Here is a 26,014-nt window from a genome sequence, read left to right on the forward strand (position 1 = left end):
GGCCTGGCCGCCTTCGGCGCGCAAGAGAACAGAACCGCATCGCACACGACCGCCGCACGCATCCGATACGAAGAAAGGGGGTTGGCCATGAGCGCACAGCCGGCGTACTCGCAGTATCCCGAACGCTCTTTCGAACGCGCTCCGCGCGAGCGCATCAGCGTCGTTCCCGGCCGTGGCTCGCGCACCCAGGCCCCGACCCTCTCTCCAGGCGTCGTGTTTCTCGCGAAGCTGGCCGCCGTCGTGTTCGTGGCAGTGGCGCTTGTGGCGTTCGCCCGCATCGGCTTGACGTCGGCGACGCTGTCGGCCACCATGCAAGCCAACGATCTGTCTCAGCAGATCGACGATGCCCGCTCCCGGGGCGCTGAGCTCGAGGTGTCTCAAAGCGCGCTGTCCAACCCGACAAAGGTCAAGCAGCACGCTGGCAAGCTGGGCATGGCTGCGCCTGGGTCGGCCGGTGTCATCGACCTCGAAAAGGATGTCGTCGCCACCGACGAAGCGGGTGCGCTGTCTCTTTCGCAGAGCGTGGCGAACGCGTTCGACCCCGAGGCGTAGGTGCCGTGGTCGACAAGGGTCACAAGCAGAGGGGCGCACGTCCCGCCCGCGGTCGCGGGGGTCGCTGCTCCGCAGCCCGCCCTGCGCAAGGCCGCGCCTCGCGATCCGGCGCGGCCCGTCGCGGTCGCTCCGCGGGCTTCTCTTGGTCGAATCGCGTGACGGCCGACTCCTTCGTGGCCGCGCCCAATCCCAATTCCAGCCGTCCGTTTCTCCCCGTGCTCGCTTTCATCGTCGTTGCGGCGCTGCTCGCGTTGCGCCTAGGGTATTTGCAAGTGGTCGCTGCGCCGGCTCTTGCCGCGCAGGCCGAAGACGCGCGCATGGCCTACGATTGGGTCGAGCCGCGTCGCGGCACCATCTACGACCGCAACGGCGTGGTGCTGGCGACTTCCGTGGAATCGACCACTATCTATGTCGACCCTGCGGAGGTGGACGACGCGAACGTTACGGCAGAGGTGCTTGCCGAGGTGCTCGGCGGCAAGAAGTCGGACTACCTTGAGGCGGCGACCATGGCGAACACGCGCTATGCGCTTGTGAAGAAGCAGGCCGACGTGGAGGTGGGCGAGCGTTTGCGCAAGCGCACGGCCGAGCTGTCGGCAGAAGGCGGCGAGCGCGAGGGCATGGACTTCGGCATCCGCTACAAGACGGAATGGCGGCGCGAATACCCCAACGGCCGCGTGGGCGGCCAGGTCATCGGCTTGTGCAACCTGGAAGTAGATGCGGAGAACAACCGAGAGTACTACGTGGGCGCAACCGGGCTCGAGCTGTACTACGACGACGTGCTTTCGGGCGAGGCCGGCTACACGCGCGAGGAGCGCGCTACCGACGGCACGCCCATTCCCGGAGGCAAGCGAGAGTCGAAAGAGGCTGTTGATGGCGAGGACATCGTCATCTCCATCGATATAGAGCTACAGCAGACCGTAGAGGAGCGGCTGGAAGCCGATCAGGAGAACCTCACGGCCAATGGCGGCAGCGCGATTGTCATGGATGGCGGCACGGGCGAAATCTACGCGGCGGCTTCGCTTCCCCTGCTCGATCCAACGGACAGGACGCAGATGGAGGACGACGCCCCCAGGCTCAAGTGCGTGACCGACTTGTTCGAACCCGGCTCCATCTTCAAATCGGTCTCCACGATGGCCATCCTTGAAACCGGGACGATGGGACCCGACGACATGCTGTTCTGCCCGGCAAGCATCACCGCCGACGGCTACACCATCTCCGACGCGCACGAGCGCGGCGATGCGACGTTCACGCTGCGTCAGATCCTCGACCAATCGTCGAACGTGGGCATCTCCCTGGCCACCGAGAAGATGGGCTTCGAGGAGCTGTACAACCACATCCTCGCGTACAACTTGCACGAGAAGACGGGCGTCGATTTTCCGGGCGAAGGCGAAGAGGGAACCGATATTTTGGGCTTGCTTTCGGACTTGGACCAGTGGAGCACTGTTCAGGCCTACAACGTGAGCTTCGGCCAAGGCGTCTCGCTCACGCCGCTTCAGATCACGCGCTTCTACGGCGCGCTCGTGAATGACGGAGTGGAATGCACGCCTCACTTCCTCGTCTCGAAACCCCAAAGCGGCGAGACGCCCGAGTATGCCACGGAGGACGTCATAGAGAACAAGGATGCGATCGACGAGATGACGAGCATGCTCGAAACGGTGGTGACCGACGGTACGGGCAAGGCCGCTGCCATCGAGGGCTTCAACGTGGCCGGCAAGACCTCGACGGCCGAGATCTACGACGAAGAGAACGGCGGTTATCGAAAAGGGGTGTACAATCTGGCCTTCACCGGTTTCCTTGCCGACTCTTCAAGCCAATTGGTTTGTTTTGTGGGTGCGAACGAGGTTCCCATCGACAACGTGGTCACGCCAATGTTTAAGGATATAATGACAGCAGCCATCGACCGTTTCGACATCTATCCGGAATGAGGGAGTCGCCATGGGTAAGACCTGCACGGAACTGTTCGCGGGCGTCGACTGCACCATCATCGGAAATGCCGACGACGAGGTGAGCGGAATCGCCTACCGCAGCGATCAGGTGCGACCAGGCGACGCGTTTTTCTGCATCGTGGGCTTCACGACCGACGGTCATTCGTTCGCGCAGGACGCTATCGACCGTGGGGCGAAAGTGCTCGTGGTTGAGCGCAAAGTGTACCTGGCCGACGCCACCGACGTGACCGAGGTCGTGGTGAAAGACACGCGCAAGGCCATGGCCGCAGCCGCCGCGAACTTCTACGACCACCCGTCGAAGGATCTCGCGCTCGTAGGCGTTACTGGAACGAATGGGAAGACCACCACCACCTACCTTGTGGAGCATATCGCGCGCGTGGCGGGCAAGCGCACGGGTGTCGTCGGCACGGTGGGCATCCGGATCGGAGACGCTTTGGAGGGCTCGGAGCACACCACGCCCGAATCGCCCGACCTGCAGCGGTTGCTCGCCCGCATGCGCGATGCGCGTTGCGACACGGTGGCCATGGAGGTGAGCTCGCATGCGCTCGATTTGGAGCGGACGTGGGGCACACGGTTCGCCGTCACGGCGTTCTCCAACCTCACGCAGGATCACCTCGACTACCATCACACGTTCGAAGCGTACTTCGAAGCGAAGGCGCGCCTGTTCTCCGAGGACTATCCCGCAAAGCGCGTTATCTGCATAGACGACAAGTGGGGCAAAGAGCTTTTGCGCCGTTGCTCGGTCGCTGGGGACAGCGTGGTCACGACGGGGTTCGATCCGTCGGCGCAGATACACCCCGCAGGCGTGGAGTACGCCCCCACGCACACCTCCCTCGAGCTCGACGTGCGCGGCAGTCGCTTCGCGTTCGACTACCCGCTCGTGGGGCGCTTCAACGTGGAGAACGTCATGTGCGCGTTCGCCATCGGCTTGCAGCTGGGTTTCCCCTCCGAAGCTATCGTCGAGGCGCTCGAGGAGGCCCCTCAGATTCCCGGTCGGCTCGAGCGTGTGAGCGCGGCCTGCGACGGCGGCGTGAGCGTTTTCGTGGACTACGCCCACACCCCCGATGCGCTGGAGAAGGCGCTCTCGTCCATCATGGCGCTCACCCCCGGTCGCACCATCTGCGTGTTCGGCTGCGGAGGCGACCGCGACGCAGGCAAGCGGCCCATCATGGGCAAGGCCGCGCTCGCGGCCGATCGCGCCATCGTGACGAGCGACAACCCCCGCACCGAGGATCCGCGCGCCATCATCGAGGACGTCGTGAGCGGCATGGGCGCGGGCGCGGGTCGATTCGAAGTGGAGCCCGATCGCCGTCGCGCCATCGCGCGCGCCGTGGCGCTTGCGCAACCTGGCGACTCGGTGCTCATCGCGGGCAAGGGCCACGAGGACTATCAGCTCGTGGGGGATCGGGTGCTCAGTTTCGACGACCGCGTGGTCGCCGCCGAAGAGCTCGAGCGCGCCTTCGGATGCGATGCGCCGGGTGCTGCCTTCGCCGATGGGGCGGGGCCTGCAGGCGAGGGCCGATAGCATGCGTCTGAACGAGAAGCAGATTGCGGCGTGCACGGGCGGCCAGTTCGCGGTGGAGCCCGCAGATGCGCGTGCGTTGGCCACGGGCCTTTCGTGGGACTCGCGGGAGGTGAAGCCGGGCGATGTGTACGTGGCGCTTTCGGGCGAGCGCGTCGATGGCCACGACTTCGTGGCCGCCGCCCTGCGTGCGGGCGCCGCATGCGCTCTTGTTATGCAGCCGCTTCCCGCCGAGGTGCTCGCGCTCGCCCGCGAGCTCGGCGCGGGCGTCATCGAGGTTCCCGACACGGCGCACGCCGTCACGGACCTCGCGCGCGAATGGCGCGGGCGCCTCAAGGGTCGCGTGATCGGCGTCACGGGCTCCACGGGCAAGACCACGACGAAGAACCTTGTGCGCGACGTGTTGGCTGCGGCGCACACCGTCGTCGCTACGGAGGGCAACCAGAACAACGAGCTGGGGGTGCCCAAGACGCTTCTCTCTGCGGAGCCGGAGACGGAGGCCGTGGTGGTGGAGATGGGCATGCGCGGCGCGGGCCAGATAGCGCAGCTGTGCTCGTTCGCGCGCCCGCACTGGGGCGTGGTCACGAACGTGGGCGAGAGCCATATCGAGCTTCTGGGCAGCCGCGAGAACATCGCACGGGCCAAGGCCGAGCTTCTGCTGTCGCTGCCCGTTGCGTCGGGCGCGGCGTTCCTGAACGGAGCGGACGACTTGGCCGATTTCGTCTACGAGTGCTCCGATCTGACGAAATGGCCAGCGCCGACCGTATGCTTCGACGGCTCGGGACGCTATGGCGCCGACGGACGCGACGCTTCGGGCTGGAGGTTCCGGCCGGCCGTGTGGGCGGAGGACGTGTCGCTCGACGACCAGGGGCGGCCTCGGTTTACGCTGTGCGCCCGCGGCTTCTCGGAAGGCTGGCCTCCCGACATGGTTGGCGACGCGCCAACGGAGCGGCACGAATGTGCGCTTGGCCTGCGTGGCGCCCACAACGTCGCCAACGCCTGCGCGGCCGCCGCGGTCGGGCTCGCTTTCGGCATGGACATCGCCATAGTCGCGCGCGCTCTCGAAGAATCCCTTCCCGAGGCGGGGCGTCAGGAGGTACTGCGCGCCCGAGGGGGCTTCACGGTGGTGAACGACGCCTACAACGCCAATCCCGACTCGATGCGCGCCGCGCTGACGACGTTTTGCGCGCTCGAGGTGCCGGGTAGGCGCATCGCCGTGCTGGGCGACATGGGTGAGCTCGGCGACTTCGCGGCGGCCTGCCATGCGGGCGTCGGCGAGCATGCCGCCGCTTTGCCGCTCGACCGTCTCGTGTGCGTGGGCGAGCTCGCCCAGATCATCGCCGACGCCGCAGAGCGCGCCGGCATGGATGCCGGGCGCATCGTGCGTGCAGGGTCGATCTCCGACGTGTTCGGCGATTTGGATGTCTGCGTCGAGCCGGGGGATGCCGTATTGGTGAAGGCGTCCCGGTTCATGGGTCTCGAACGCGTGGTCGAAGGGCTGGTTAATTGATGCTTTCCGTATTCTCCCACTATCCGACGTTTCTCGTGTTCCTCGCCATCGTGGCGGCCATCGTGCTGACGATGGCGTTCATGCCGGTGTGGATCAAGTTCCTCAAATCGAGCCATATCGGGCAGCAGGTGCGCGCCGACGGTCCCGAGAGCCATCTCGTGAAGCAGGGCACGCCCACGATGGGCGGCGTCGTCATGCTCGTCGCAGTGGTCGTTGTGGCCCTGTTCGTGGGCAAGCCCGTCCCCGAGACGTTCGTGCTTCTGGGCGCGACCGTCCTCACGGGGCTGCTCGGTTTCGTCGACGATGCGTCAAAGGTGGTCAAAGAGCGTTCGCTCGGCCTCACGCCGAAGGCGAAGATCGTGGGCCAGGTGGCCATAGCCAGCGCGTTCATCCTCGTGGCGGTGAACCTGCTGGGGGTCGAGCCCACCGTGGAGATACCTTTCGTCGTCGCGCTCGACTTCGGCATCCTCACCACCGTCGTGCCCGTAGGCGACGGCATCTCCATCCCATGGCTGTACTTGTTGTTCATGAACATCTTGCTCGTTGGCATGTGCAACGCCGTGAACCTCACCGACGGCCTCGACGGTTTGGCGGCGGGCACGGTGATGATCGTGATGATCGTGATGGCTGCCATCGCGTATCGCTCCGACCTGCTCGAGCCCGCCATCATCGCGGCGGCCCTGGCGGGAGCGTGCATTGGCTTTTTGTGGTTCAACTCGTTTCCTGCGGATATCTTCATGGGCGATACCGGATCGCTTGCGCTCGGCATGTCGCTGGGGTGTTTGGCCGTGCTCACGAAGACCGAATTCGTCTCGCTCATCATTGGCGGCCTGTTCGTGGCCGAGGCGTTGTCCGTGATGATTCAGGTGGTCTACTACAAGAAAACTCGCAAACGCGTCTTCCTCATGGCCCCTTTGCATCACCATTTCGAGAAGAAGGGCTGGAGCGAGACGAAGGTGGTCGTGCGCTTCTGGATCGTTTCCGGAGTGCTGGCTGCGACGGGCTTCTCGCTGTACTTCGCCGAGACGCTGATGGCGGTGTCGTAGGCTATGGCGCCGCGGGAGCTCATAGCGAATCGCAAACACGCGCCGCGCCGTCTGGGGCGCGTGCTCGTTTTGGGTCTGGGCAAGAGCGGTCGCGCTGCTGCGTCGTATCTGCTGCCGCTCATGGGCGAACGCGTGGACGCGCTGGCCATTGCTGCAGGAGAGCGCAACGAGGCGTCCGAGGCGTTCGCGAAGGGCGCTCGCGCGTCCGGTGCGCTCGTGGAGTTCGGAGATGGCGCTCCGGGCGTTTTGGCCGCCGAGGCGGGCGGTCCGTTCGACCTGTGCGTCGCGAGCCCAGGCATCTCGCAGTTCGCGACGTTCTACGAAGCGGCCGCGACCGTGTCGGTCGAGGTGGTGAGCGAAGTGGAGTTCGCCTGGCGCGAGAGCGCCGCCGACAGCCGCTGGGTGGCCGTGACGGGCACGAACGGCAAGACGACGGTCTGCGCGCTCGCCGCGCACGTGCTGGCGGGCGCCGGCCTGGCCGCCGCGGCCGTGGGCAACATCGGCGAACCGTGCATCTGCGCGGTGGGCGCGGGCGACACGGACGTGTACGTGGCCGAGGTGTCGTCCTATCAGCTGGCGTCTACTAAGCGCTTCGCGCCGAACGTGGCTGTGCTGCTGAACATCACGCCCGACCACCTGCACTGGCATCGCAGCTTCGAGGCGTACCGCGACGCGAAGCTCAAGCTGCTGGCGAACCTGGCCGAGGTGCCGGGGGCCGTGGCCGTGCTCGACGCGACGAACGACGTCGTGCGCGCCGAGGTGCGCCGCCTGCGCGCCTTGGGCGAGCGCGAGCGCGGCTTCGCGTACGTGCCGATGGGCACGGCCGAGGGCCTGGGCGGCGACATGCGCGCTGCGTGCGGCAGCGACAACGCCGCGTTCGTTGGCAGCGACGGCATGCTGCGCGTGGCGCTGGGTGGGAAGGAGCGCTCGATGGTCCGCGTCGACGAGCTGCAGATCAAGGGGGCGCACAATGCCGCGAACGCGCTGGCCGCATCCGTTGCCGCCCTCGCTCTCGGCGTGGATGCGCGCGATGCGGCCGCGCACCTGCGCGCTTTTGCGCCCCTCGAGCACCGCATCGAGCCGTGCGGTTCTGTCGCGGGCGTGCGCTGCTACAACGATTCAAAGGCCACGAACGTCGATGCGGCGCTCAAGGCCCTCGAGGCGTTTCCCGAGGCGCGTCCCGTGTTGCTGCTCGGCGGCGAGGACAAGGGAACCGACCTCGCGCCTCTCGTCGAGGCCGCGCATGCGCGCGCGTGCGCCGTCGTGTGCTTCGGAGCGGCGGGCGAGCGTTTCGCTGCTGCGTTCGACGCCGCCGCGCAGGCTCCGGATGGGTTCGCCGTCGCGCGCGCTCGGCATTTGGCAGACGCCCTCGATGCGGCCCTCGCCCTCGCGCCGGCGGACGGCGTTGTGCTTCTTTCCCCGGCATGCGCGTCCTTCGACGAGTTCAGCTCGTTCGAAGAGCGTGGACGCACGTTCAAATCCCTCGTCTCCCAGCGCTCGGCGGGCGCTCGCTAGGGGTTTCCATGTCCTGGACGCGTACGAGGCGGGAGGCTCCCGCGCACATCATGGTCCCGCAGATCATCTTGCTTTTGAGTGTGCTCGCGCTCGTTCTCATCGGATTCGTCATGATCTACTCGACCTCGTCGGTCATCACGCTTGCGAATTCCGATGCGCCGGGCGCGGCCAATCCCATGGCCGACGTGCTCGGGCAGCTGCGCTATGCCGTGCTCGGCATCGTGCTCGCTGCGGCCATCTGGAAGTTTCTGCCCTGTTCAATCTGGCGCGGGCCCTTCGTGTACGTGGTGTGGGGCCTTGCGGCGGTTTTGCTCGTGGCGACGATGTTCATCGGCGTGGGCGACGAGGAATGGGGGGCGCGCCGATGGCTTGCGCTCGGCCCGTTCAGCCTTCAGCCGTCGGAGTTCGCCAAGATCGCCCTCGTGCTCGTTGGTGCGCGGCTGTTCGCGGACCTGCGCGATGGCGCGCTGCCCTTCCGGGCGTTTTCCGTGCAGGTCTTCGTGTTCGTGCTCGCACCCATCCTGCTTATCTTGGCCAGGCAATCCGATCTTGGCACCGCGATGATCTGCGTCGTGGGGATCCTCGCGGTCATGTGGCTGGGCGAGGTTCCCGCGCGGACCATGCTCGTCGTGGTTGGCGTGGTGGTGGCACTGGGCCTGGTGGGCATCTTCGGCACGGAGTACCGCCGCGAGCGCCTGATGGTGTTCTTGAACCCGTGGAACGACGGCGAAGGGGGCTACGGCAACGGCTACCAGCTCATCCACTCGCTCTACGCCATAGCAAGCGGCGGCGTGTTCGGCGTGGGTCTTGGCAACTCGCATGAGAAGTACCTCTACCTTACCCAGTCAGACACCGATTTCATCTTCGCCATCATCGCCGAGGAGCTGGGACTCGTGGGGGCGCTCGTCGTGATCGTGCTGTTCGCGCTGTTTCTCTATGCCGGCATGCGCATCGCCCGTTCTTCGGCAGACAACTTCGGAACCATGGTGGCGGGCGGCCTCACCATCATGATCGCGTTCCAGGCGTTTCTCAACATGGCGATGGTCGTGGGATGGTTTCCCGTGGTGGGCAAGCCTTTGCCGTTCGTTTCGTCCGGCGGCTCGTCGCTCATTGCCACGTTGGCGATGGTCGGCCTCATCCTCTCGGTGTCGAAGGAGGCCGCCGCCCCCACCGTCTACGAGCGACGTCGGGCCGACCTGCGTGTCGTGCGCGCTGCATCCGACGCAGAAAGCGCGTCCGCTTCGACCCGCAGAAGACGGGGCGGGACAGGTTCTGACAGGAGGTAGAGAATGCTCGCAGTGCTTTCCGGCGGCGGCACCGCCGGTCATATCAACCCGGCGATCGCCCTTTCCGAGGAGCTGGTCGGGCGCGGTTGGGACGTGCGCTTCGCAGGGACGCCCACGGGTGTGGAGGCGCGGCTCGTCGAGCAGGCGGGCATACCGTTCACGTCGTTTGAGGCTCGTGGGTTCGACCGCGCGCATCCGCTCACCCTCCCGAAGGCCCTTGCGGTGATCCAGAAGAGCACGAGGCTCGCTCGCGCGTGGTTCGACGAGGTTCGTCCCGACGTGGTGGTGGGCTTCGGGGGGTACGTGTGCATCCCCGTGGCGCGCGCGGCCGAACAGCGCGGCATCCCCGTGGTGGTGCATGAACAGAACTCGGTCATGGGCATGGCGAACAGGTATCTGGCCAAGCGCGCCGCCGCCGTGTGCCTCACCTACGAGAGGGCTGCCGAAGCGCTGTCGGCGGATGCGCGTTCGCATGTGGTTGTGACGGGCAATCCCGTGCGCACAAGCGTGCTCGAGGCTACGCGCTTCGAGGGCCGCGTCGCGTTCGGCGTGCCCGGAGACGCGCTCATGCTGTTGGTGACCGGAGGGAGCTTGGGCGCGCGGCATCTCAACCAGGCTGTCGTCGGGCGCAAGGAGATGCTGCTTTCGCATCCCGACTTGCACGTGGTGCATGTGACGGGCCCGAAGGAGCTCGACGCGGTGACCGAGGCCCTCGCGCTCTCGCCCGAGGAGGAGGGTCGGTGGCATCTCATGGGCTTCACCGATCGGATGGGCGAGGCCATGGCCGCAGCCGACGCCATCGTCTCGCGTGCCGGAGCCACCTCGCTCGCCGAGATATCCGCTCGCGCGCTGCCGGCGCTGCTCGTTCCGTTCCCTCATGCGACCGAGGACCACCAGACCATGAACGCGCGCTCCTGCGTGGAAGCCGGAGCGGCTTTCATGGTCGCAGACGCCGAGATCGACGGCCCCGCGTTCGAGAGCGCCCTTCGCGTGCTCGTGGGGGATGCGGACGTGCGCGGGCGCATGGCCGAGGCGGCCCGAGCGCAGAAGGCCCAAGATGCCGCCGCGCTCTTGGCCGATGCTGTGGAGCGGGCGGCGGGGCGGGGCGCGACGGGAGGACGTGGATAGCGCAACGCTTTCTCGCACGCAGGATGCAGCAGGGCATTCGGGGCCGCGGCGTTGTCCCCGGCCTCCGCCGCGTCTCCCTGCGGTACAATGGGAGCTCGCAAAGCACGAGGAATCGAAGGGCGGAAGATGGACACACAGCGAAGCATCGAGCACATCCACTTCATCGGCGTGGGCGGCGTGGGCATGAGCGGCATCGCCCGCGTGGCGTTCGATCAAGGACTGAGGGTGAGCGGCTCTGACCTTAAGGAAAGCCGCTACACCAAGCAGCTTCGCGAAGCTGGCGTCGAGGTGCGCATCGGGCACGATCCCGCGAACTTGCCCGAGGGCGATCCGGTGGTGGTGGTGTCCACGGCCATCCTCGACAATAACCCGGAGCTCATCGCGGCGCGTGAGCGCGGCCTTGCCGTCTGGCACCGCGCCCAGATGCTCGCGTACCTCGGCATGGGGCTCGAAACGCTCGCCGTCGCCGGAACGCATGGCAAGACCACGACCTCGTCAATGCTGGCGAGCGCCCTCGATGCTATGGGGGAGGATCCGACGTTTCTCATCGGCGGTATCGTGCGCGCTTACGGCACGAACGCCCATTCGGGAACGGGACGGCACTATGTGGTGGAGGCCGACGAGAGCGACAAGTCGTTCACGTTCCTTGCTCCGCGCGCCGTTCTCGTGACCAACATCGAGGCTGACCACCTCGACCATTACCGCGACCTCGATGAGATTTACGAGAAGTTCTCGGCGTTCATCGGCTCGGTGCCAGCGGAAGGGGGGCTTGCCGTCGTGTGCGGCGAGGACGAGGCGCTCGTGCGCGTAGCGCGCTCCACGCGCCGGCGCGTGGTGACCTACGGCTTCGGCGAGGGCTGCGACGTGCGCATAAGCTCCTTCGAGCCGTGCGGTGTGGGCAGCTCTTTTTCGCTCTCGCTGCCAGACGGGCGTTCGGTTGCGGGTCGCGTCAAGCAAAATCCCGGCCGTCACAACGTCCTGAACGCCGCAGGCGTCATCGCGCTTTTGTGGGCGCTCGGATACGATCCGGGCGCGGCCGCCGAGGCGCTTGCGGGCTTTGCGGGCGTCAAGCGCCGCTTCGATCTGGTGGGCGAGGCGGCCGGCGTCACCGTGGTGGACGACTACGCGCACCATCCCACGGAGATCAGGGCCACCATCGAGGCGGCCTCGCGTCTTGGCTATGCGCATGTGCACGTGTTGTTCCAGCCGCATCGCTACTCGCGCGCGCCGCTGTTCACCGAGGTGCTGAAAGACGAGTTCGCCTCCGCGTTCGACGCGGCCGACGCCGTCACGTTCATGGACGTGTACCCTGCAGGCGAGGCGCCTGTGCCCGGTGTGAGCGGAAAGACCTTCCTGAACGTGGTGCTCGATCATCCGGGGCATCCCGACGCCGCTTACGTGCCGCGCCGCATCGAGGTGGTTCCGCACTTGACCTCTGTTCTCGAACCGGGGGATCTGCTCGTCACGATGGGCGCAGGCGACGTAACGGCCATCGGCCCGCAGCTTCTCGATGCGCTCGCGCGCGCGGAGGCCATCGCGGGTGCGCGAACCAACGAGGCGGAGTGATGCCTCGATGACCGCACGGCACACCTCCGAACTCGAGGCGCTCCTCGTTGACGACGCGTTCGACGGCGACGTGTATCCAAACGAACCTATGTCTCGTCATACCATGTATCGCATCGGCGGGCCGGCGCGCTTTTACGTGCAGGTGGGCTCCGTGGGCGCGCTCAGACACCTCGTGGAGACGTGCGCGCGTACTGGAGTGCCGTGGACGGCCGTGGGGCGAGGCTCGAACCTGCTCGTTGCCGACGAGGGGTATTCCGGCGTGGTGGTGACGCTCGGGCGTGATTTTCGCACCTGCCGCCTCGACGAGGAGACGAGGCGCTTCTGCGTGGGTGCGGGCGTGCCGCTGTCCTCAGTGGTGCAAGAGGCGTTTCGCCGATCGCTTGCGGGCCTCGAGTTCGCCGTGGGCACTCCGGGCACCGTGGGCGGAGCGCTGCGCATGAACGCCGGAACGCGCGAGGAGTGGATCGGTTCGCGCGTGGTGTCGGTGACCACGCTCTCTCCTGACGAGGGTCTCGTGCGTCGTGCTGGCGATGAGATCGCATGGGGGTATCGGCGAACCTCGTTTCGCTCGGACGAAGTGATCGTGGAATGCGAACTTTCCGTAGAGCCTGCCGACCCGTTCTTCATCCGCGGTAAGATGGAAGCCTCGCATGCGCGCCGCAAGAAGACGCAGCCGCAGACGGGCCTTTCGTGCGGAAGCGTGTTCCGCAATCCCGAGGGATACTCGGCGGGTGCGCTCATCGAGGAGGTCGGCCTCAAGGGGCGCCGCATCGGCGGAGCGCAGGTGTCCGAGGTTCACGCGAACTTCATCGTGAATTCGGGGGGCGCCACGGCCCGCGACGTGAGGGATCTGATCGAACTGGCACAACGTGAGGTGTACGAGGCGTATGGCATCGAACTACAACCGGAAGTCCGCTTCCTCGGGTTCGCGTAAGGCGTCCTCGCGCACTCGGGGCGCCTCCCGTCCCTCGTCTGCGCGCTCCTCCTCTTTGGGCGGCTACCGGGCCATCCCTGGCGGCCAGCTGCCGAAGCGCCGGGGCGCGGGGTCCGGTCGCACGCAGCCTCAAACTCAGACACGCCAGCCTCTGTCGTCAGTGCGCGTAGGCGATCTTGACCGTGTCGAGCGCAACGCCCGCGCCCAACGCGTCTATCGGCGTCATCTCGTGCGGCTCTCCATCGTTGGCGCGCTTCTGCTCGCGCTCGTGGCAGGCGGCGCGGCGCTCTACGTCTCCGATGCGTTCGCCATCGAGAGCGTCCAAGTTAGCGGGGTGGAGCATCTGACCGCCACCGAGATGACCGAACTCGCCGCCGTGCCTGCGGACACGACGCTTCTGCGCGTCGACACGGGCGCTATTCGCGACCGCTTGCTCAAGGACGCATGGGTGGAGAGCGTCGAGGTGCGGCGCGTGTTCCCCCATACGCTCGAGCTCGTCGTCGTCGAGCGCACCATCGCCGCCGTCGTCGAGGTTCCCACGGAGGACGCCGAGTCCACGCAGGACTGGGCGGTTGCTTCGGACGGCATGTGGCTCATGCCCATCCCTCCGAGGGACTCCGAAGCCGGCAAGAGCGTCAGCCCCAAAGTGTACGAGGATGCCGAGAGCGTGCTGCGCATCGTCGATGTCCCATACGGGACGAGCCCTGCGACGGGCGCGTACTGCACCGATGCGAATGTCAACAACGCTTTGTCCATCGTCGCCGGTATGACCACCGATCTGGCGGGGCAGGTGCGCGCCGTCGCCGCCACGGAGACGGAGTCGACCACGCTCACGCTCGAGAGCGGCGTCGAGATCGTGTTCGGCTCGGCCGAGAACATCCGTGACAAAGAGCGAGTTTGCCTCAAGATCATGGAAGAGCATCCCGACGTCGTCTACATCAACGTGCGCGTGGTCGATCGGCCCACCTGGCGCTCTCCGTCGTAGGAACCCTGCTCATGCTCCACGCCGTGTCGGCGCCGTCGCGCGCTGCCGACACCCGAGCTCCGGGCCATTGTCCGGGATCCGATTTGCCGCGGCATCGCCGTGCGTCTGTGCCCCCCCCCATCGACAAAAGGATCAGCGCTTCGATGCCGCCTCAGACGATCCCGCGCCCCCGGATTCTGCGTGTCGCTTCCTCTACGCGTTGCGCGCGGCGCTCGGGCGACTTGGGCGTCGTCATGCTGCCAAGCAGCATGCTCCTCCATACGGCCGCCTCCCCTTCGCATGCTGCCGTTCTCTCCTTTGCCTTTCCGTCTTCTCGCTCCTGCTGCTCGAACAGCCTGCTTCGCAGGGGCGTTCGGCGTTCGGAGGCAAGTCGATGTCGGAAAGGACGCGGGTCCGCGGACGCGCCGAAGGGGAGGGCCTCGGTGCGCCTTGCGGCTGCTGGGGTGATTCTTGCGCAAAAGATTTCGCTTTGCTGCCGGTGGGCGGGCGAAAGGAGGGTGCTTGCGGGTCTTTCGCTGGCGTGATCGCTGCGTCGATCTTTTCAATCTGGCAACGCCGCGTGCAGCCGTCCAGGAGTGAAAAACACCGGTCGTCTCGGTAGCGGTCTGGTGAATTTCGCCGCAAAAGAGGTTCGTCCGCCGTTCAACCGAAATCGACGTGAGCCGGCGTTTTTCGTGCTCCGGCTCGAGCCCCTTGCGACCGTGCGGGCGGAGGCCGCTGCGCTGGGCGAGGGCTCTTTCGAATGCCGGCGGGGTTTCGCGCGGCGGGCCTGCATGGCCTTTGCCGATCTTGGTTTGGCGGCGGTTGGGGCCTTCCGGGCCGGCGGTTCCTCGTCGATGGCGTTTTCGGCACCCTCTCCGCGCGGGGAGGGTACGTCGATCGTTGAGGGCGACGCGTGGGGCATAGCCGTGATCCGGCCCCGCTTTTCAGGCGGGGGTGAAATCCGAAGGACGATGTGGCCGAAGCTCGCAGCCGGCAGGGCGGCCTGGGCGTGTTTGCGACCTTTGGACGCGATGTTGCGAGAAGGGCCGGGTCGTTGCAAACGCCGAAGAGCAGACGCCGAGGCGATGCGAAGGAGGGGGCGTTGCGAAACCGTCCACCGTTTTGTCGTTGCCGTTTGCGCCGTGTGCGGATTTCGTATTGTGGACGTGCGGTTTTCATTGTCACAGCGCAATTTGCAAATGGGTTGTCATCGTGTACAATAACCGCACGTGAGTGTACCCACGAAGGGAAACGCAGCATTTGAAATCGCAGCAGGTGTGGAGGATACAATGCCAAACAAGATAGGTTCCGAGCATTTGGCGGTCATCAAGGTCGTCGGCGTCGGTGGCGGCGGCACGAATGCCGTGAACCGCATGGTCGAGGCCGGCGTGCGCGGCGTGGAGTTTATCGCCGTGAACACCGATCGCCAGGCGCTGCTCATGTCGGATGCCGACAAAACGATCCACATCGGCGAGGAGCTGACGCGCGGTCTTGGCGCCGGTGCGAATCCCGAAGTGGGATGCCAGGCGGCCGAGGAGAGCCGCGCCGAGATTCGCGAGGCCCTCGCCGAGGCGGACATGGTGTTCGTCACGGCCGGCGAGGGAGGCGGCACGGGCACGGGCGCCGCGCCCATCATCGCCGAGATCGCGCGCGAGGAGATCGGCGCGCTCACGGTTGGCATCGTCACCAAGCCCTTTTCGTTCGAGGGACGCACCCGCCGCAACCAGGCGGAGCAGGGCATCGATCTCCTATCGCAGAAGGTTGACACCCTCATCGTCATCCCGAACGACCGTTTGCTCGAGATCGTCGACAAGAAGACGAGCATGCTCGATGCGTTCCGCATCGCCGACGACACGCTGCGACAGGGCATCCAGGGCGTTACGGACCTCATCACCATTCCGGGCCTCATCAACCTCGACTTCGCCGACATCCGCACGGTCATGAAGGATGCCGGCACTGCCATGATGGGCATCGGGCTGTCATCGGGAGAGAATCGCGCGCTCGACGCCGCCCAGCAGGCTACGAACTCGAACTTGCTCGAAGCGTCCATCGCTGGCGCGTCGCGTGTCCTGTTCTCCATCGCAGGTGGTCCCGACCTCACGTTGACCGAGGTCGATGAGGCCGCTCGCACAGTCGAAGCGTGCGCCGACGAGAACGCAAACATCATCTACGGTCAGATCATCGACGAGAGCATGCAGGACCAGGTGCGTATCACCGTTATAGCGACGGGCTTCAAGATGGGCGCTCCGCAGCAGTCTTCGATGGATTTCTCGCGCAAGGACCTGTTCGCTTCGACCGCCGCCCCCGAGCCTGCCGTGCAAGCGGCGAGCGCTCCGACGTATTCGTCGTACTCGGGATCCGGCTCCGCATCGGGTCGTTTCGCCGACGAGGATTACATCCCCGACTTCCTCAAGCGCCAACGGTAGCGAACGTTCGCCGCATGGACGCGATCTGCCGCTTGCCAGCTCCGCATCTGAACGCGCGCCGTTTCGGCGCGCGTTCTCTTCCCGCGCTCACCGACGACGCTCTGTTCGAAACCGTGGGGGTGCGCGTGGCGTTCACCGGCCGCGAAGGCGGTGTGAGCGCTTCGCCTTTCGCTTCCCTCAATCTCGGCGACCATGTTGGAGATGACGCGCGGGCTGTCGACCGCAATCGCGCGCTCCTCCTCGAGGCCCTTGGCGCCGACAGGCTGCCCCTTGTCGTGCCGAGCCAGGTGCACGGCGATGCTGTGGTGGATGTGGGCGATGCCGCACCCGAGGTCGTGGAGGCTGCGCGTGCCCAGGCGCGTGCGGGCGCCGACGCCGTTGCTGTGGCGGTTCCAGGCGTGGCGGCGCTTTTGTGCTTCGCGGATTGCCTCCCCGTCGTCATCGTGTCGCCCACCGGCCGCTTTGCGGTCGTGCACGCGGGGTGGCGCGGCGTCGTGGGTGGCATCGCGACGAAGGTCGTGAGGTTGATGGCGGAGCGAGACGCTGAGGAAGTGGGCGAGCGGGCTGAAGGCGGCTTCAACGTGTACGTGGGGCCGCACATCTGCTCTAGGTGCTTCGAGACGGGAGAGGACGTGCGCGCACGCTTTGTCGAGCGCTTCGGCGAGGCTGTCTGCCCTGACGAGCGCCATATCGATCTGTTCGATGCGCTCAGACGCGACCTTTTGGACGTTGGGATCGTGTCCGAGCGCATCGTCCATGCGAGCGCATGCACCAAGTGCGAGTCCGAAAAATACTATTCCTTCCGTGCTGAGGGCGGCGTCTGCGGACGCCACGGCGCGGTGGCGTTTCGGGAGGTTTGATATGGGATTCCAAGAGCGCTACGAACGCGTGCTCGCCGATGTGGCCGCTTGCTGCGCGCAGGTGGGGCGTGATCCGCGCGAGGTGCGCGTGGTCGCAGTGTCGAAGGCGGCTGACGCCGACGCGTTGGGCCGCGCGATCGCAGCCGGCGTGCGCGACTTCGGCGAGAATCGTCCGGATCCTCTCCTGGAGAGGTCCGCGCGCTTTCCTGGACAAGCTTGGCACTTTATCGGCAACATCCAATCGCGTCGCATTCCCGATATTGTGAGGTCCTCGACGCTTGTCCACTCGCTTTTCCAGGAGCGTCACGCAGCGAAGTTCGAGGCGGCGGCTGCAGAGGTCGGCAAGGTTCAGGACGTTCTTCTGGAAGTGAACGTGTCGGGCGAGGCCAGTAAGAGCGGCCTGGCGCCCGAGGATGTCTCCGCGATGCTCGCGCGCTGTGCGTCTTTGCCCCATGTGCGCGTGCGTGGCCTCATGACGATGGCCCCACAGGGCGATCTCGCGATGGCACGGGAGTGCTTCGAAGGGCTTGCGCGACTGCGCGATGAGCTCAGGAGCGGCCTTGACGGCGAGCGCGCGGCGCAGTTCAATGATCTTTCTATGGGCATGAGCGAAGATTGGCGCGAGGCCGTGGCGGCGGGCGCTACCATAGTGCGCATCGGTCGAGCCCTCTTCGATGACTCTTTCGGAGGGGATCCTCGTTCATGACCATGCGCGGTTCGGCAACGTGAAACGCAACGGCGGTTCGACCGCCGGATGAAACGAAGCAGGTGTGACGGTATGGAGCTGCCAAAGATCAAGAAATCGGAGCATGGAGTGCTCGACGGCATCAAATCCAAGCTTGGCTTTGCCAATGCGGGCCAAGGGTATGATGACTACGACGACGATTACGACGGCGATTACGGTGAGTACGGCGACGATTACGCTGCGGTCGATGATCGCGACGATGATGCGCCTGGCTCGCGCTACGATCCCTATGCTCCCATCACGACGCGGCCGGCCCGTGCATCCCGGGCGCGCGCCTCTTCTCGTGGAGCCGGGGTGGTTCCTCCGAAACTCGTCTCGATCGATGACGTTCGCGCTCGTACGCAAGTTCCCGAGAGCCTCACCCGCGATCCTCTCCCGCCGCGTCGTGTGACTTCGAGCCCGCTGCGCGAGCGCACGATGGTCGATGCCGATACGCCGGTGCCCGCAAACACCCCCAACGCTCGCGCTGCCTCCGCCTCGGCCCGCGAACGTTCGGAGAGCCTGAATGCGCTGTTTTCCTCCACGGCGGAGGAAGCCTCCTCCGCCGCATCCGCTCCTGCAGCCTCGTCTGCTTCGGCGACGTCGTTCGACCCCTATGAGGCGCTCACCGGAACAGGGTCGGCGAAGCATGATCCTTCGCGCTCGCTCACGGTGCTCAAGCCTGCCAGCTACGGCGAGGTCGAGCGCATCGCGAAGGCGCTCAAGGCCGGCGACGCAGTTGTGCTCGCGTTGCGCAACACGCCCGATGCTTTGGCGAAGCGCATTCTCGATTTCTCGTTCGGCGTATCGAGCGCCCTCGATGCGAGCGTTGACTGCGTGGCCGACAAGGTGTTTGTCATCGCGCGCGGCTCGGGACTCACCGAATCCGAACGCGCGAGCCTTCGTAACCAAGGAGTTCTGTGATGGCCACGCGCCATCAGGATAGATCGAAGGAGCCTGTTCCGTGCTGAGCCTGAAGTACCTTATCGTATCGCTTGCCGACGCATACAGCATGCTGCTGTTCGTGTACGTGCTCATGTCGTGGTTTCCAACCGACCGGGGCATCCTCGCGGACATCAACAACGTGCTTTCGAAGGTCTGCGATCCGTATCTCAACCTCTTCAAAAGGATGATACCCCCGCTTGGAGGTATGGTGGACGTCACTCCCATCATAGCCCTGCTTGTATTACAATTAGGAGTACGTTTGCTGATAAACTTGTTTTAATGCATAGAATCGTGTTCGTGCAGGTGCGGACAGGACGAAGGGACGACAGATGGCAATAACCTCGGCTGAGATTCACAACCAAAGCTTCTCGATCGACCGCAAGGGTTACGATGTCGACGAAGTGGACGTGTTCCTCGAGCGTGTCGCCGACGAGATCGACGGCATGAATGCTCAAATCGCCCAGCTTGAGAACCAGCTTGAGGACAGTCGCTTCGACGGCTTCGACAAGCCGGCTCGAGTCGAGGCTCCCGTTGTCGAAGCCGACGAGAGCGCCCTTGCGGAGAAGGACGAGCGCATTGCCGAGCTCGAGCGTCAGCTCGAGGCCAAGAAAGCCGATGACAACGCGATCGCCCAGGCGCTCATTATTGCTCAGCGTTCCGCCGATGAGATTATCGCCAATGCGAATGCCCAGGCTGCCGCTACGGTCAAAGAGGCCGAGGAGGAAGCCGCGCGCATTGTGGGCAAGGCCGAAACCGAGAAGCAGAAGGTGCTCGACGCCATCAAGAAGCTCGAGGATGATCGCGAGGATGCGCGCGAGGAGTACCAAGAGTTGCTTTCCGACTTCATCAATGACGCCACGCGCAAGCTGGCGGAGATCGGCGGTTCGTTTCCCTCTCAGAGCATCGTGTCGACGAGTGCCCATGCCCGTCCGACCGCTGCCGCAGAGGATGGGTCGGCGAGCCATGCGGGCTCTTCGGCCCAAGTCCCCATCAACCGGGACGGTACCAGTGGCTATACCACGCCGCAAACGACTGCGGGTGCAGTCGTGGCGCCCGCCACGCCGAAACCCTCGGGAGTCGAGAAAGACCTCTCCGGTTTCGGTGACGCTGACGATGATTTCGAGTTCGAAGAGATCGACTAGCATCTTCGTTGGAGTAGTGGCGACCCATGCGGTAATGCAGAAGGCCCTCGCTGTTGGAGCGCGAGGGCCTTTTCGTGCGTGCGCTGCGCCGAAATGCGGTTCGCTGTCGTCGAGGCGAGCGGGCCGATAAGCCGGGTTCTGTCGTTGGACGGCCATTTATCTCGAACGCTTGTCGCCAAGCGCCTCAAGCACGCAACCCGAACGCACGACGGGCAACCGTGTCGCGTTCCTATTTGCGCTTGCTCCGGATGGGGTTTTCCAAGCCGCGCCGTTGCCGACGCGCTGGTGCGCTCTTACCGCACCGTTTCAGCTTTTCTCCCGTTGCCGCGCGCCGAAGCGCGTGTTCGCGGGGGAGTTTCCTTTTCTGTGGCACTGTCCGTCGGGTCGCCCCGCCCAGCCGTTAGCTGGCATCCTGCCCTGTGGAGCCCGGACTTTCCTCGCACCGCGGTGCGCGGCCGCCTGGCCCGCTCGCGTACGGTATTCTAGCATGCGGAGGCTGCGTTCGCGAGAAGAATCCTCTCCAGCCGCCTTTCGCGGGTCGATGCTGTTCGGAATCGCGCTTGCCGTGCGCATGTCTTTCTTCGCCGGATGCGGTTCGCGTTCGGACGCGCATATGGTATTCTGGCAAAATTCGATGCCGATCACAGGGGTTTTGCGTGGTTGCCGGTAGGTATCGCTTTGCTGTTTCCCGACAAAGCGTTTTCCGGTTTTCCGAGAGAGGGGTTCGCTTATGAAGACCTGCGCGCTCGTAGGGGCCGCCGATTTCAACGCCGCCGATTTCGTCGCGCGCCGCGAGGCGGGCGCGTTCAGCTTCGTCATCGCCGTCGATGCGGGGTTCGCGCACCTCGAGGGCATCGGCGTGGCGCCGGACATGGCCGTGGGCGACTTCGACTCGCTCGGATACGTGCCGAAGTGTCGCCGCGTGTCGCGTCACCCTATAAAGAAGGACAAAAGCGACATGGAGCTTGCCATGGAGAAAGCCGTCGATTGGGGGCATGGCGAGCTTTTTGTGTACGGGGCGCTGTCGGGGCGGCTCGACCATACGGTCGCGAATCTGCAGCTGTTCGCGAAGTTCTCGGAACGGGACGTTCTCGTCACCGGCATCGGCGGCGATTTCGCCGTGCGGCTCCTCACCGGCCCCGATGTGTTCGAGCTGCCGGAAGGGCTGGATGCGGGCACGGTGTCGGTGTTGTCGATGAGCGATAAAGCGGAAGGCGTCATCGAGTCGGGTTTGCTCTACTCCATTGACGACGAGCCTCTTTCCGCGCGCACCTCTCGCGGGCTGTCCAACGAGTTGACGGGTCAACCTGCCGTCGTTGCCGTTGAGAAGGGCACCCTTTGCGTCTTCCATCCGTTGGGGTAACGCTGCGTTTGCCGTTTGGGAATGCGACGTGCGACACTACGGGCGTTCTTCCAGCCGTTTGCCTATTGTCGAAGTGATTTCGTCGAAGGGGATTTCGAGCGCATGGGCGTAATCGAACAATTCGTGCAGGTGCAGGCTGCGCTCCCCGGTCTCGATCTTCGATACGTAGGACTGGGCCTTTCCCAAGCGCTCTGAGAGTTGCATCTGAGTCAAACCTGTTTCTACCCGCAACTTCCGCAGGCAATCGCCGACCATTCTGTTCCTGTTCGCGTCCACGCGGAAAACAATATGGTATAAAGTGAAATATCCCAATTTGGGATATTTGAGACAGGAATGGATTGGAGGGTTTGCGATGGATCAGGGTCAGAATCAGGATCGAGGCATCCGGGTCATAGACGGGTTTCGCTTCACGATAGGGGCGTTCCTTGCGGTTTTGCTCATTGCCGTTGTTATATTTTTGGTAAGGCTTCTGTTCACGGTGTTTTTCGGAATTGGAATGGTTGGGATTGCCGGCAGCGTTGGTTAGCTCTTTCCGATAACCGCTCATGCGAATGATCGGAACGTTCGGCGCATACGGCTGAATGTCGGAGTATAATCAGCCCGAAGGTTTTTACAACCTCATATCCGGGGAGCTTGCTGTTCGCTGAGGCGACGGGCGGGCTGAGAGGAAGCGCCGGCACACGCTTCGACCCGACGAACCTGACATGGGTAATGCCAACGAAGGGAGCTCTATGACGCAGATCAGCGCCGCAGCGCGCGGCAATCCTGCACCCGTCACGCAGATCGACCACGCCCGCGCGGGCGTGGTCACGCCGGCCATGCGCACCGTGGCCGAGAAGGAGGGGCGCGACCCCGAGTTCATCCGGGAGGGCGTGGCGGCCGGGCGCATCGCCATCCCCGCGAACATCCACCATGCGAGCCTCTCGCCCGAGGGCGTGGGCGGCGGCCTGCGCACGAAGGTGAATGTAAACTTGGGGATCTCGGGCGACGTCGCCTGCGAGGCCGAGGAATGGAAGAAGGTCGACGTGGCCCTGGAGCTGGGCGCCGAGGCCATCATGGACCTGTCGAACAGCGGCAAGACGGCCGCGTTCCGGCGCGCTCTCATCGAGCGGTCGCCGGCCATGATCGGCACCGTGCCGATGTACGACGCGATCGGCTACCTGGAGAAACCCCTCGTGGGCATCAAAGCGGCCGACTTCCTCGACGTGGTGCGCGCGCACGCCGAAGACGGCGTGGATTTCGTCACCATCCACGCCGGCATGAACCGGCGCACCATCGAGAGCTTCCGCGAGGCGGGCCGCCTCACGAACATCGTGAGCCGCGGCGGGTCGCTCATCTTCGCCTGGATGGAGGCCACCGGCAACGAGAACCCGTTCTACGAGTTCTACGACGAGGTGCTTGCCATCCTGCACGAGCACGATGTCACCATCAGCCTGGGCGACGCCATGCGCCCCGGGTCCACCTACGACGCCACCGACGCGGGCCAGATCGCCGAGCTCATCGAGATCGGCAAGCTCGTGCGCCGCGCATGGGACGCGGGCGTGCAGGTGATGGTGGAGGGGCCGGGCCATATGGCGCTCGACGAGATCGCCGCCAACATGAAGCTGGAGAAGCGCCTGTGCCACGACGCGCCGTTTTACGTGCTCGGGCCGCTCGTCACCGACATCGCGCCGGGCTACGACCACATCACGGCTGCCATCGGCGGGGCCGTGGCCGCCGCCTCGGGCGCGGACTTTTTGTGCTACGTGACGCCCGCCGAGCATCTGCGTCTGCCCGATGCGGCGGACGTGCGCGAAGGCCTCGTGGCCACGAAGATCGCCGCGCACGCCGCCGACATCGCGAAGGGTCTGCCCGGCGCGCGCGATCGCGACAACCGCATGAGCGATGCCCGCCGCCGCGTGGCGTGGGACGAGATGTTCGACCTCGCGCTTGATCCCGCGAAGGCGCGCAGCTTCTACGAGAGCGCGCCGCCCTCCACGGAGGGCACCTGCACGATGTGCGGCGAGATGTGCGCCATGCGCACGGTGAACCAAATCATGGATGGCTTGACAGTTGATTTGGGACAAGAATAACCTTCCTCTTTGTCATCCTGAGCGGAGCGCCGCAGGCACGGAGTCGAAGGATCCCGTGCGGTGCCAGCCTTACCCTGCAATTATCTGACTATCAGAAAGAAGAACGACTATGACCCCCTTTGCTCTGAAGAACGCTCTGAACAACGTCCGTGCGACCACGCCGCTCGTGCACAACATCACGAACTACGTGACGGTGAACGACTGCGCGAACGCGCTGCTGGCCATCGGCGCGAGCCCCATCATGAGCCACGAGCCCGCCGACGTGCGCGATATCCAAACCATCTGCGGCGGGCTCACGCTCAACATCGGCACGCTTGACGAGCGCTCCATCGCGGGCATGTTCGCCGCCGGCGAGCGCGCGGGCGAGCTCGGGCACCCCATCGTGCTCGATCCCGTGGGCGTTGGCGCGTCGGCGCTGCGCACGAAGACGGCGGGCGACCTGCTCGACCGGCTGTCCGTGTCCGTCATTCGCGGCAACATGTCCGAGGTGAAGGCGCTCGCCGGCGGCGCGGCCTCCACCCGCGGCGTGGACGTGTGCCCGGACGACGCCGTCACCGAGGGCAACTTGGCCGCGAGCGCCGCGTTCGCGCGCGCCTTCGCCGCGAAGACCAGCGCGGTCGTGGCCATCACCGGCGCCATCGACGTCGTGGCCGACGCCGAGCACGCCTTCGCCATCCGCAACGGCAGTGCGCTCATGGGCCGCATCACGGGCGCGGGCTGCATGCTGTCGTGCGTGTGCGCCGCGTTCGCGGTGGCGAACCCCGATGCGCTCTTGGATTCCCAAGTGGCCGCCGTGGCCGGCATGGGGCTTGCAGGCCAGGTCGCCGAGGAGCGGATGGGCGGCCTTGACGGCAACGGGTCGTTTCGCACCTACCTGCTCGACGCGCTGTTCAACCTGGGCGGCGACGCGCTCGAAGCGGGCGCGCGCGTGGAAGAGCTGGCGTAAGGGGGCGGCTGTGCATTCGCGGGAGAACCTTCGTCGCGCCATGGCGCTCTATGCGGTGACCGATCGCTCGTGGCTCGGCGGGCGTACGCTCGCCGACTGCGTCGCGGCAGCGCTCGCGGGCGGCGCGACCTGCGTTCAGTTGCGCGAGAAAGGGGCCTCGACCGCCGCCGTGGCGGCGCAGGCGCGCGCTTTGCTGCCGCTGTGCCGCGCGGCGGGCGCTCCGCTCATCGTGAACGACGACGTGGAGGCGGCCCTGCTCGCGGGGGCCGACGGCGTGCATGTGGGGCAGGGCGACGCCGCATGCGCCGAGGCGCGGGCCGCCCTCGGTCCGGATGCCGTCGTGGGCGTGTCGGTGCAGACGGCGGCGCAGGCGCTCGCGGCGCAAAAGGCCGGGGCCGACTATCTGGGCGCGGGCGCGGTGTTCGGCACGCCCACGAAAACGGATGCCGTCGTCACGGGCGTGGACGGGCTTTCCGTCATCTGTGCGGCGGTGACCATCCCCGTCGTCGCCATCGGCGGGCTGAACGCGCGCACGCTGCCCGCGCTCGCGGGCAGCGGAGCCGACGGGGCGGCCGTGGTGTCGGCCCTCTTCGCAGCGGACGACATCGAAAGCGCGGCCCACCAGCTGCGCGCGGTCGTGCGGGAGGCGTTGGGGGCGTAGCGTTTCGCGCCTTGTGCGGCGCGCCCCGAAGGCATCCGAACGTTCGCCCGCCTTCGACCCTTCTGCTCCGAGCGGCCGTGCGAAGCGGCCGAAGAAAGGACGACATCATGAAAGCAGTGCTCAGCATCGCGGGATCCGATTCGAGCGGCGGCGCCGGCATCCAGGCCGACATCAAGACCATCGCCGCCCACAAGCTGTTCGCTGAGACGGCCATCACGGCCATCACGGCGCAGAACACCCTCGGCGTCGCCGGCGTGCGCGAGGTGGAGCCGGCGTTCGTGGCAGCCCAGATCGACGCCGTGTTCGACGACATCCGGCCCGACGCCGTGAAGATCGGCATGGTGTCGTCGGCCGCTATCATCGAGGCCGTGGCCGAGCGGCTTGCGGCCTACGGTGCGCGCAACGTCGTGGTTGACCCCGTGATGGTGGCCACGAGCGGCGCGCGCCTCATCGACGAGGATGCCGTGGCCGCTCTGCGCGCCCGCCTGCTGCCGCTTGCGGACGTCGTCACGCCCAACATCCCCGAAGCCGAGGTGCTGTGCGGTTTTCCCATCGCCGACGAGGCCGCGATGGAGCGCGCCGCCCGCCAGCTGATCGGGATGTGCGGCGGGGCGGCGCTCGTGAAGGGCGGCCACGGCGCGAACGACGCGAACGACGTGCTGGCCCTTCCCAACGGCACGGTGCGGTGGTTCCGCGCCCCCGCCATCGACACGGGAAACACCCACGGCACCGGCTGCACGCTGTCGTCGGCCATCGCGTGCGGGCTGGCCGCGGGGAAGGACATGGCCGAGGCCGTGGCGGGCGCCAAGGCGTACGTCACCGGCGCGCTGGCCGCCGGGCTCAACCTCGGGCGCGGCAGCGGCCCCCTCGACCACATGTGGGCGTGGGGAGGGAGGTAGGGCT

General features: G+C 65.8%; 23 protein-coding genes, 1 other RNA gene and 1 riboswitch. Of the genes, 22 read left to right on the plus strand and 2 right to left on the minus strand.

Annotation, left to right across the window (positions count from 1 at the left end; translation table 11 throughout):
- Positions 1-87: 87 nt before the first annotated feature.
- The 17 genes from B5F40_RS08580 to B5F40_RS08660 all read left to right on the plus strand — a co-directional run bounded on the left by B5F40_RS08580 (position 88) and on the right by B5F40_RS08660 (position 20,069).
- Positions 88-552 carry a cell division protein FtsL gene (locus tag B5F40_RS08580; RefSeq protein ID WP_087193914.1) on the plus strand — a complete coding sequence of 155 codons (465 nt, stop codon included), beginning with the start codon at positions 88-90 and terminating at the stop codon, positions 550-552.
- 155 nt (positions 553-707) lie between these two features.
- A complete protein-coding gene (locus B5F40_RS08585; RefSeq protein WP_239442972.1) occupies positions 708-2,477 on the plus strand; it encodes a peptidoglycan D,D-transpeptidase FtsI family protein in 1,770 nt (589 codons plus the stop codon).
- A 10-nt stretch (positions 2,478-2,487) separates the two neighbouring features.
- The gene (locus B5F40_RS08590; protein ID WP_087193916.1) at positions 2,488-4,023 is read left to right on the plus strand and encodes a UDP-N-acetylmuramoyl-L-alanyl-D-glutamate--2,6-diaminopimelate ligase; all 1,536 of its coding nucleotides are present in this window, start codon (positions 2,488-2,490) and stop codon (positions 4,021-4,023) included.
- Position 4,024: 1 nt separating this feature from the next.
- Entirely contained in the window at positions 4,025-5,530 is a 1,506-nt protein-coding gene (locus B5F40_RS08595) for a UDP-N-acetylmuramoyl-tripeptide--D-alanyl-D-alanine ligase (protein WP_087193917.1), read from the plus strand.
- Positions 5,530-6,576 (plus strand): phospho-N-acetylmuramoyl-pentapeptide-transferase, encoded by a 1,047-nt coding sequence (mraY, locus tag B5F40_RS08600; RefSeq protein ID WP_087193918.1) that lies wholly within the window; start codon positions 5,530-5,532, stop codon positions 6,574-6,576. The genes B5F40_RS08595 and mraY overlap by 1 nt, the downstream gene beginning before the upstream one ends.
- 3 nt (positions 6,577-6,579) lie before the next feature.
- Positions 6,580-8,091 (plus strand): UDP-N-acetylmuramoyl-L-alanine--D-glutamate ligase, encoded by a 1,512-nt coding sequence (murD, locus tag B5F40_RS08605; RefSeq protein WP_087193919.1) that lies wholly within the window; start codon positions 6,580-6,582, stop codon positions 8,089-8,091.
- 8 nt (positions 8,092-8,099) lie between these two features.
- A complete protein-coding gene (locus B5F40_RS08610) occupies positions 8,100-9,377 on the plus strand; it encodes an FtsW/RodA/SpoVE family cell cycle protein (protein ID WP_087193920.1) in 1,278 nt (425 codons plus the stop codon).
- A gap of 3 nt (positions 9,378-9,380) precedes the next feature.
- Complete coding sequence (murG, locus tag B5F40_RS08615) at positions 9,381-10,505, plus strand: undecaprenyldiphospho-muramoylpentapeptide beta-N-acetylglucosaminyltransferase (RefSeq protein ID WP_087193921.1); 1,125 nt, start codon at positions 9,381-9,383, stop codon at positions 10,503-10,505.
- A 126-nt stretch (positions 10,506-10,631) separates the two neighbouring features.
- Entirely contained in the window at positions 10,632-12,071 is a 1,440-nt protein-coding gene (gene murC, locus B5F40_RS08620; protein WP_087193922.1) for a UDP-N-acetylmuramate--L-alanine ligase, read from the plus strand.
- A gap of 7 nt (positions 12,072-12,078) precedes the next feature.
- Positions 12,079-13,005 (plus strand): UDP-N-acetylmuramate dehydrogenase, encoded by a 927-nt coding sequence (gene murB / locus B5F40_RS08625; protein WP_087193923.1) that lies wholly within the window; start codon positions 12,079-12,081, stop codon positions 13,003-13,005.
- A complete protein-coding gene (locus tag B5F40_RS08630; protein WP_087193924.1) occupies positions 12,959-13,990 on the plus strand; it encodes a cell division protein FtsQ/DivIB in 1,032 nt (343 codons plus the stop codon). The genes murB and B5F40_RS08630 overlap by 47 nt, the downstream gene beginning before the upstream one ends.
- A gap of 1,271 nt (positions 13,991-15,261) precedes the next feature.
- Positions 15,262-16,398: a cell division protein FtsZ gene (gene ftsZ / locus B5F40_RS08635; protein WP_087193925.1), complete on the plus strand. Its 1,137-nt coding sequence runs from the start codon at positions 15,262-15,264 to the stop codon at positions 16,396-16,398.
- A gap of 14 nt (positions 16,399-16,412) precedes the next feature.
- A complete protein-coding gene (locus B5F40_RS08640) occupies positions 16,413-17,258 on the plus strand; it encodes a polyphenol oxidase family protein (RefSeq protein WP_087193926.1) in 846 nt (281 codons plus the stop codon).
- Between the two features lies 1 nt (position 17,259).
- Positions 17,260-17,964 (plus strand): YggS family pyridoxal phosphate-dependent enzyme, encoded by a 705-nt coding sequence (locus B5F40_RS08645; protein WP_087193927.1) that lies wholly within the window; start codon positions 17,260-17,262, stop codon positions 17,962-17,964.
- Between the two features lie 72 nt (positions 17,965-18,036).
- Positions 18,037-18,906 (plus strand): cell division protein SepF, encoded by an 870-nt coding sequence (gene sepF, locus B5F40_RS08650; RefSeq protein WP_087193928.1) that lies wholly within the window; start codon positions 18,037-18,039, stop codon positions 18,904-18,906.
- A 40-nt stretch (positions 18,907-18,946) separates the two neighbouring features.
- Positions 18,947-19,207: a YggT family protein gene (locus B5F40_RS08655; RefSeq protein ID WP_087193929.1), complete on the plus strand. Its 261-nt coding sequence runs from the start codon at positions 18,947-18,949 to the stop codon at positions 19,205-19,207.
- 49 nt (positions 19,208-19,256) lie between these two features.
- Positions 19,257-20,069: a DivIVA domain-containing protein gene (locus B5F40_RS08660; protein ID WP_087193930.1), complete on the plus strand. Its 813-nt coding sequence runs from the start codon at positions 19,257-19,259 to the stop codon at positions 20,067-20,069.
- A gap of 111 nt (positions 20,070-20,180) precedes the next feature.
- Here B5F40_RS08660 and rnpB read toward each other — a convergent pair.
- Positions 20,181-20,540, minus strand: an RNA gene (gene rnpB, locus B5F40_RS08665) — RNase P RNA component class A.
- A 259-nt stretch (positions 20,541-20,799) separates the two neighbouring features.
- On the opposite strand from rnpB, the gene B5F40_RS08670 reads away from it, so the two are divergent.
- Complete coding sequence (locus B5F40_RS08670; protein WP_087193931.1) at positions 20,800-21,432, plus strand: thiamine diphosphokinase; 633 nt, start codon at positions 20,800-20,802, stop codon at positions 21,430-21,432.
- Between the two features lie 36 nt (positions 21,433-21,468).
- Here B5F40_RS08670 and B5F40_RS08675 read toward each other — a convergent pair whose 3' ends face one another.
- On the minus strand, positions 21,469-21,687 hold the full coding sequence (locus B5F40_RS08675) for a helix-turn-helix domain-containing protein (RefSeq protein ID WP_087193932.1): 219 nt from the start codon (positions 21,685-21,687) through the stop codon (positions 21,469-21,471).
- A 360-nt stretch (positions 21,688-22,047) separates the two neighbouring features.
- Positions 22,048-22,175, plus strand: a riboswitch (TPP riboswitch).
- Between B5F40_RS08675 and thiC the strand changes: the two genes are divergently transcribed.
- The 4 genes from thiC to thiD all read left to right on the plus strand — a co-directional run bounded on the left by thiC (position 22,164) and on the right by thiD (position 26,010).
- Positions 22,164-23,504, plus strand: a complete 1,341-nt coding sequence (gene thiC, locus B5F40_RS08680) for a phosphomethylpyrimidine synthase ThiC (RefSeq protein ID WP_087193933.1) — start codon at positions 22,164-22,166, stop codon at positions 23,502-23,504. Its footprint overlaps the riboswitch before it by 12 nt.
- 109 nt (positions 23,505-23,613) lie before the next feature.
- On the plus strand, positions 23,614-24,450 hold the full coding sequence (thiM, locus tag B5F40_RS08685; protein WP_087193934.1) for a hydroxyethylthiazole kinase: 837 nt from the start codon (positions 23,614-23,616) through the stop codon (positions 24,448-24,450).
- A gap of 10 nt (positions 24,451-24,460) precedes the next feature.
- Positions 24,461-25,111, plus strand: coding sequence for a thiamine phosphate synthase (gene thiE, locus B5F40_RS08690; protein WP_087193935.1), 651 nt, complete (start codon positions 24,461-24,463; stop codon positions 25,109-25,111).
- A 107-nt stretch (positions 25,112-25,218) separates the two neighbouring features.
- On the plus strand, positions 25,219-26,010 hold the full coding sequence (gene thiD, locus B5F40_RS08695; RefSeq protein ID WP_087193936.1) for a bifunctional hydroxymethylpyrimidine kinase/phosphomethylpyrimidine kinase: 792 nt from the start codon (positions 25,219-25,221) through the stop codon (positions 26,008-26,010).
- Positions 26,011-26,014 lie beyond the last annotated feature (4 nt).

The sequence above is a fragment of the Gordonibacter sp. An230 genome (assembly GCF_002159915.1).
Classification (GTDB): domain Bacteria; phylum Actinomycetota; class Coriobacteriia; order Coriobacteriales; family Eggerthellaceae; genus Rubneribacter.

Coding starts and splice junctions, on each gene's coding strand:
- B5F40_RS08580 (WP_087193914.1), top strand. CDS start 88: ATGAGCGCACAGCCGGCGTACTCGCAGTATCCCGAACGCTCTTTCGAA.
- B5F40_RS08590 (WP_087193916.1), top strand. CDS start 2,488: ATGGGTAAGACCTGCACGGAACTGTTCGCGGGCGTCGACTGCACCATC.
- B5F40_RS08595 (WP_087193917.1), top strand. CDS start 4,025: ATGCGTCTGAACGAGAAGCAGATTGCGGCGTGCACGGGCGGCCAGTTC.
- mraY (WP_087193918.1), top strand. CDS start 5,530: ATGCTTTCCGTATTCTCCCACTATCCGACGTTTCTCGTGTTCCTCGCC.
- murD (WP_087193919.1), top strand. CDS start 6,580: ATGGCGCCGCGGGAGCTCATAGCGAATCGCAAACACGCGCCGCGCCGT.
- B5F40_RS08610 (WP_087193920.1), top strand. CDS start 8,100: ATGTCCTGGACGCGTACGAGGCGGGAGGCTCCCGCGCACATCATGGTC.
- murG (WP_087193921.1), top strand. CDS start 9,381: ATGCTCGCAGTGCTTTCCGGCGGCGGCACCGCCGGTCATATCAACCCG.
- murC (WP_087193922.1), top strand. CDS start 10,632: ATGGACACACAGCGAAGCATCGAGCACATCCACTTCATCGGCGTGGGC.
- murB (WP_087193923.1), top strand. CDS start 12,079: ATGACCGCACGGCACACCTCCGAACTCGAGGCGCTCCTCGTTGACGAC.
- B5F40_RS08630 (WP_087193924.1), top strand. CDS start 12,959: ATGGCATCGAACTACAACCGGAAGTCCGCTTCCTCGGGTTCGCGTAAG.
- ftsZ (WP_087193925.1), top strand. CDS start 15,262: ATGCCAAACAAGATAGGTTCCGAGCATTTGGCGGTCATCAAGGTCGTC.
- B5F40_RS08640 (WP_087193926.1), top strand. CDS start 16,413: ATGGACGCGATCTGCCGCTTGCCAGCTCCGCATCTGAACGCGCGCCGT.
- B5F40_RS08645 (WP_087193927.1), top strand. CDS start 17,260: ATGGGATTCCAAGAGCGCTACGAACGCGTGCTCGCCGATGTGGCCGCT.
- sepF (WP_087193928.1), top strand. CDS start 18,037: ATGGAGCTGCCAAAGATCAAGAAATCGGAGCATGGAGTGCTCGACGGC.
- B5F40_RS08660 (WP_087193930.1), top strand. CDS start 19,257: ATGGCAATAACCTCGGCTGAGATTCACAACCAAAGCTTCTCGATCGAC.
- B5F40_RS08670 (WP_087193931.1), top strand. CDS start 20,800: ATGAAGACCTGCGCGCTCGTAGGGGCCGCCGATTTCAACGCCGCCGAT.
- B5F40_RS08675 (WP_087193932.1), bottom strand. CDS start 21,687: ATGGTCGGCGATTGCCTGCGGAAGTTGCGGGTAGAAACAGGTTTGACT.
- thiC (WP_087193933.1), top strand. CDS start 22,164: ATGACGCAGATCAGCGCCGCAGCGCGCGGCAATCCTGCACCCGTCACG.
- thiM (WP_087193934.1), top strand. CDS start 23,614: ATGACCCCCTTTGCTCTGAAGAACGCTCTGAACAACGTCCGTGCGACC.
- thiD (WP_087193936.1), top strand. CDS start 25,219: ATGAAAGCAGTGCTCAGCATCGCGGGATCCGATTCGAGCGGCGGCGCC.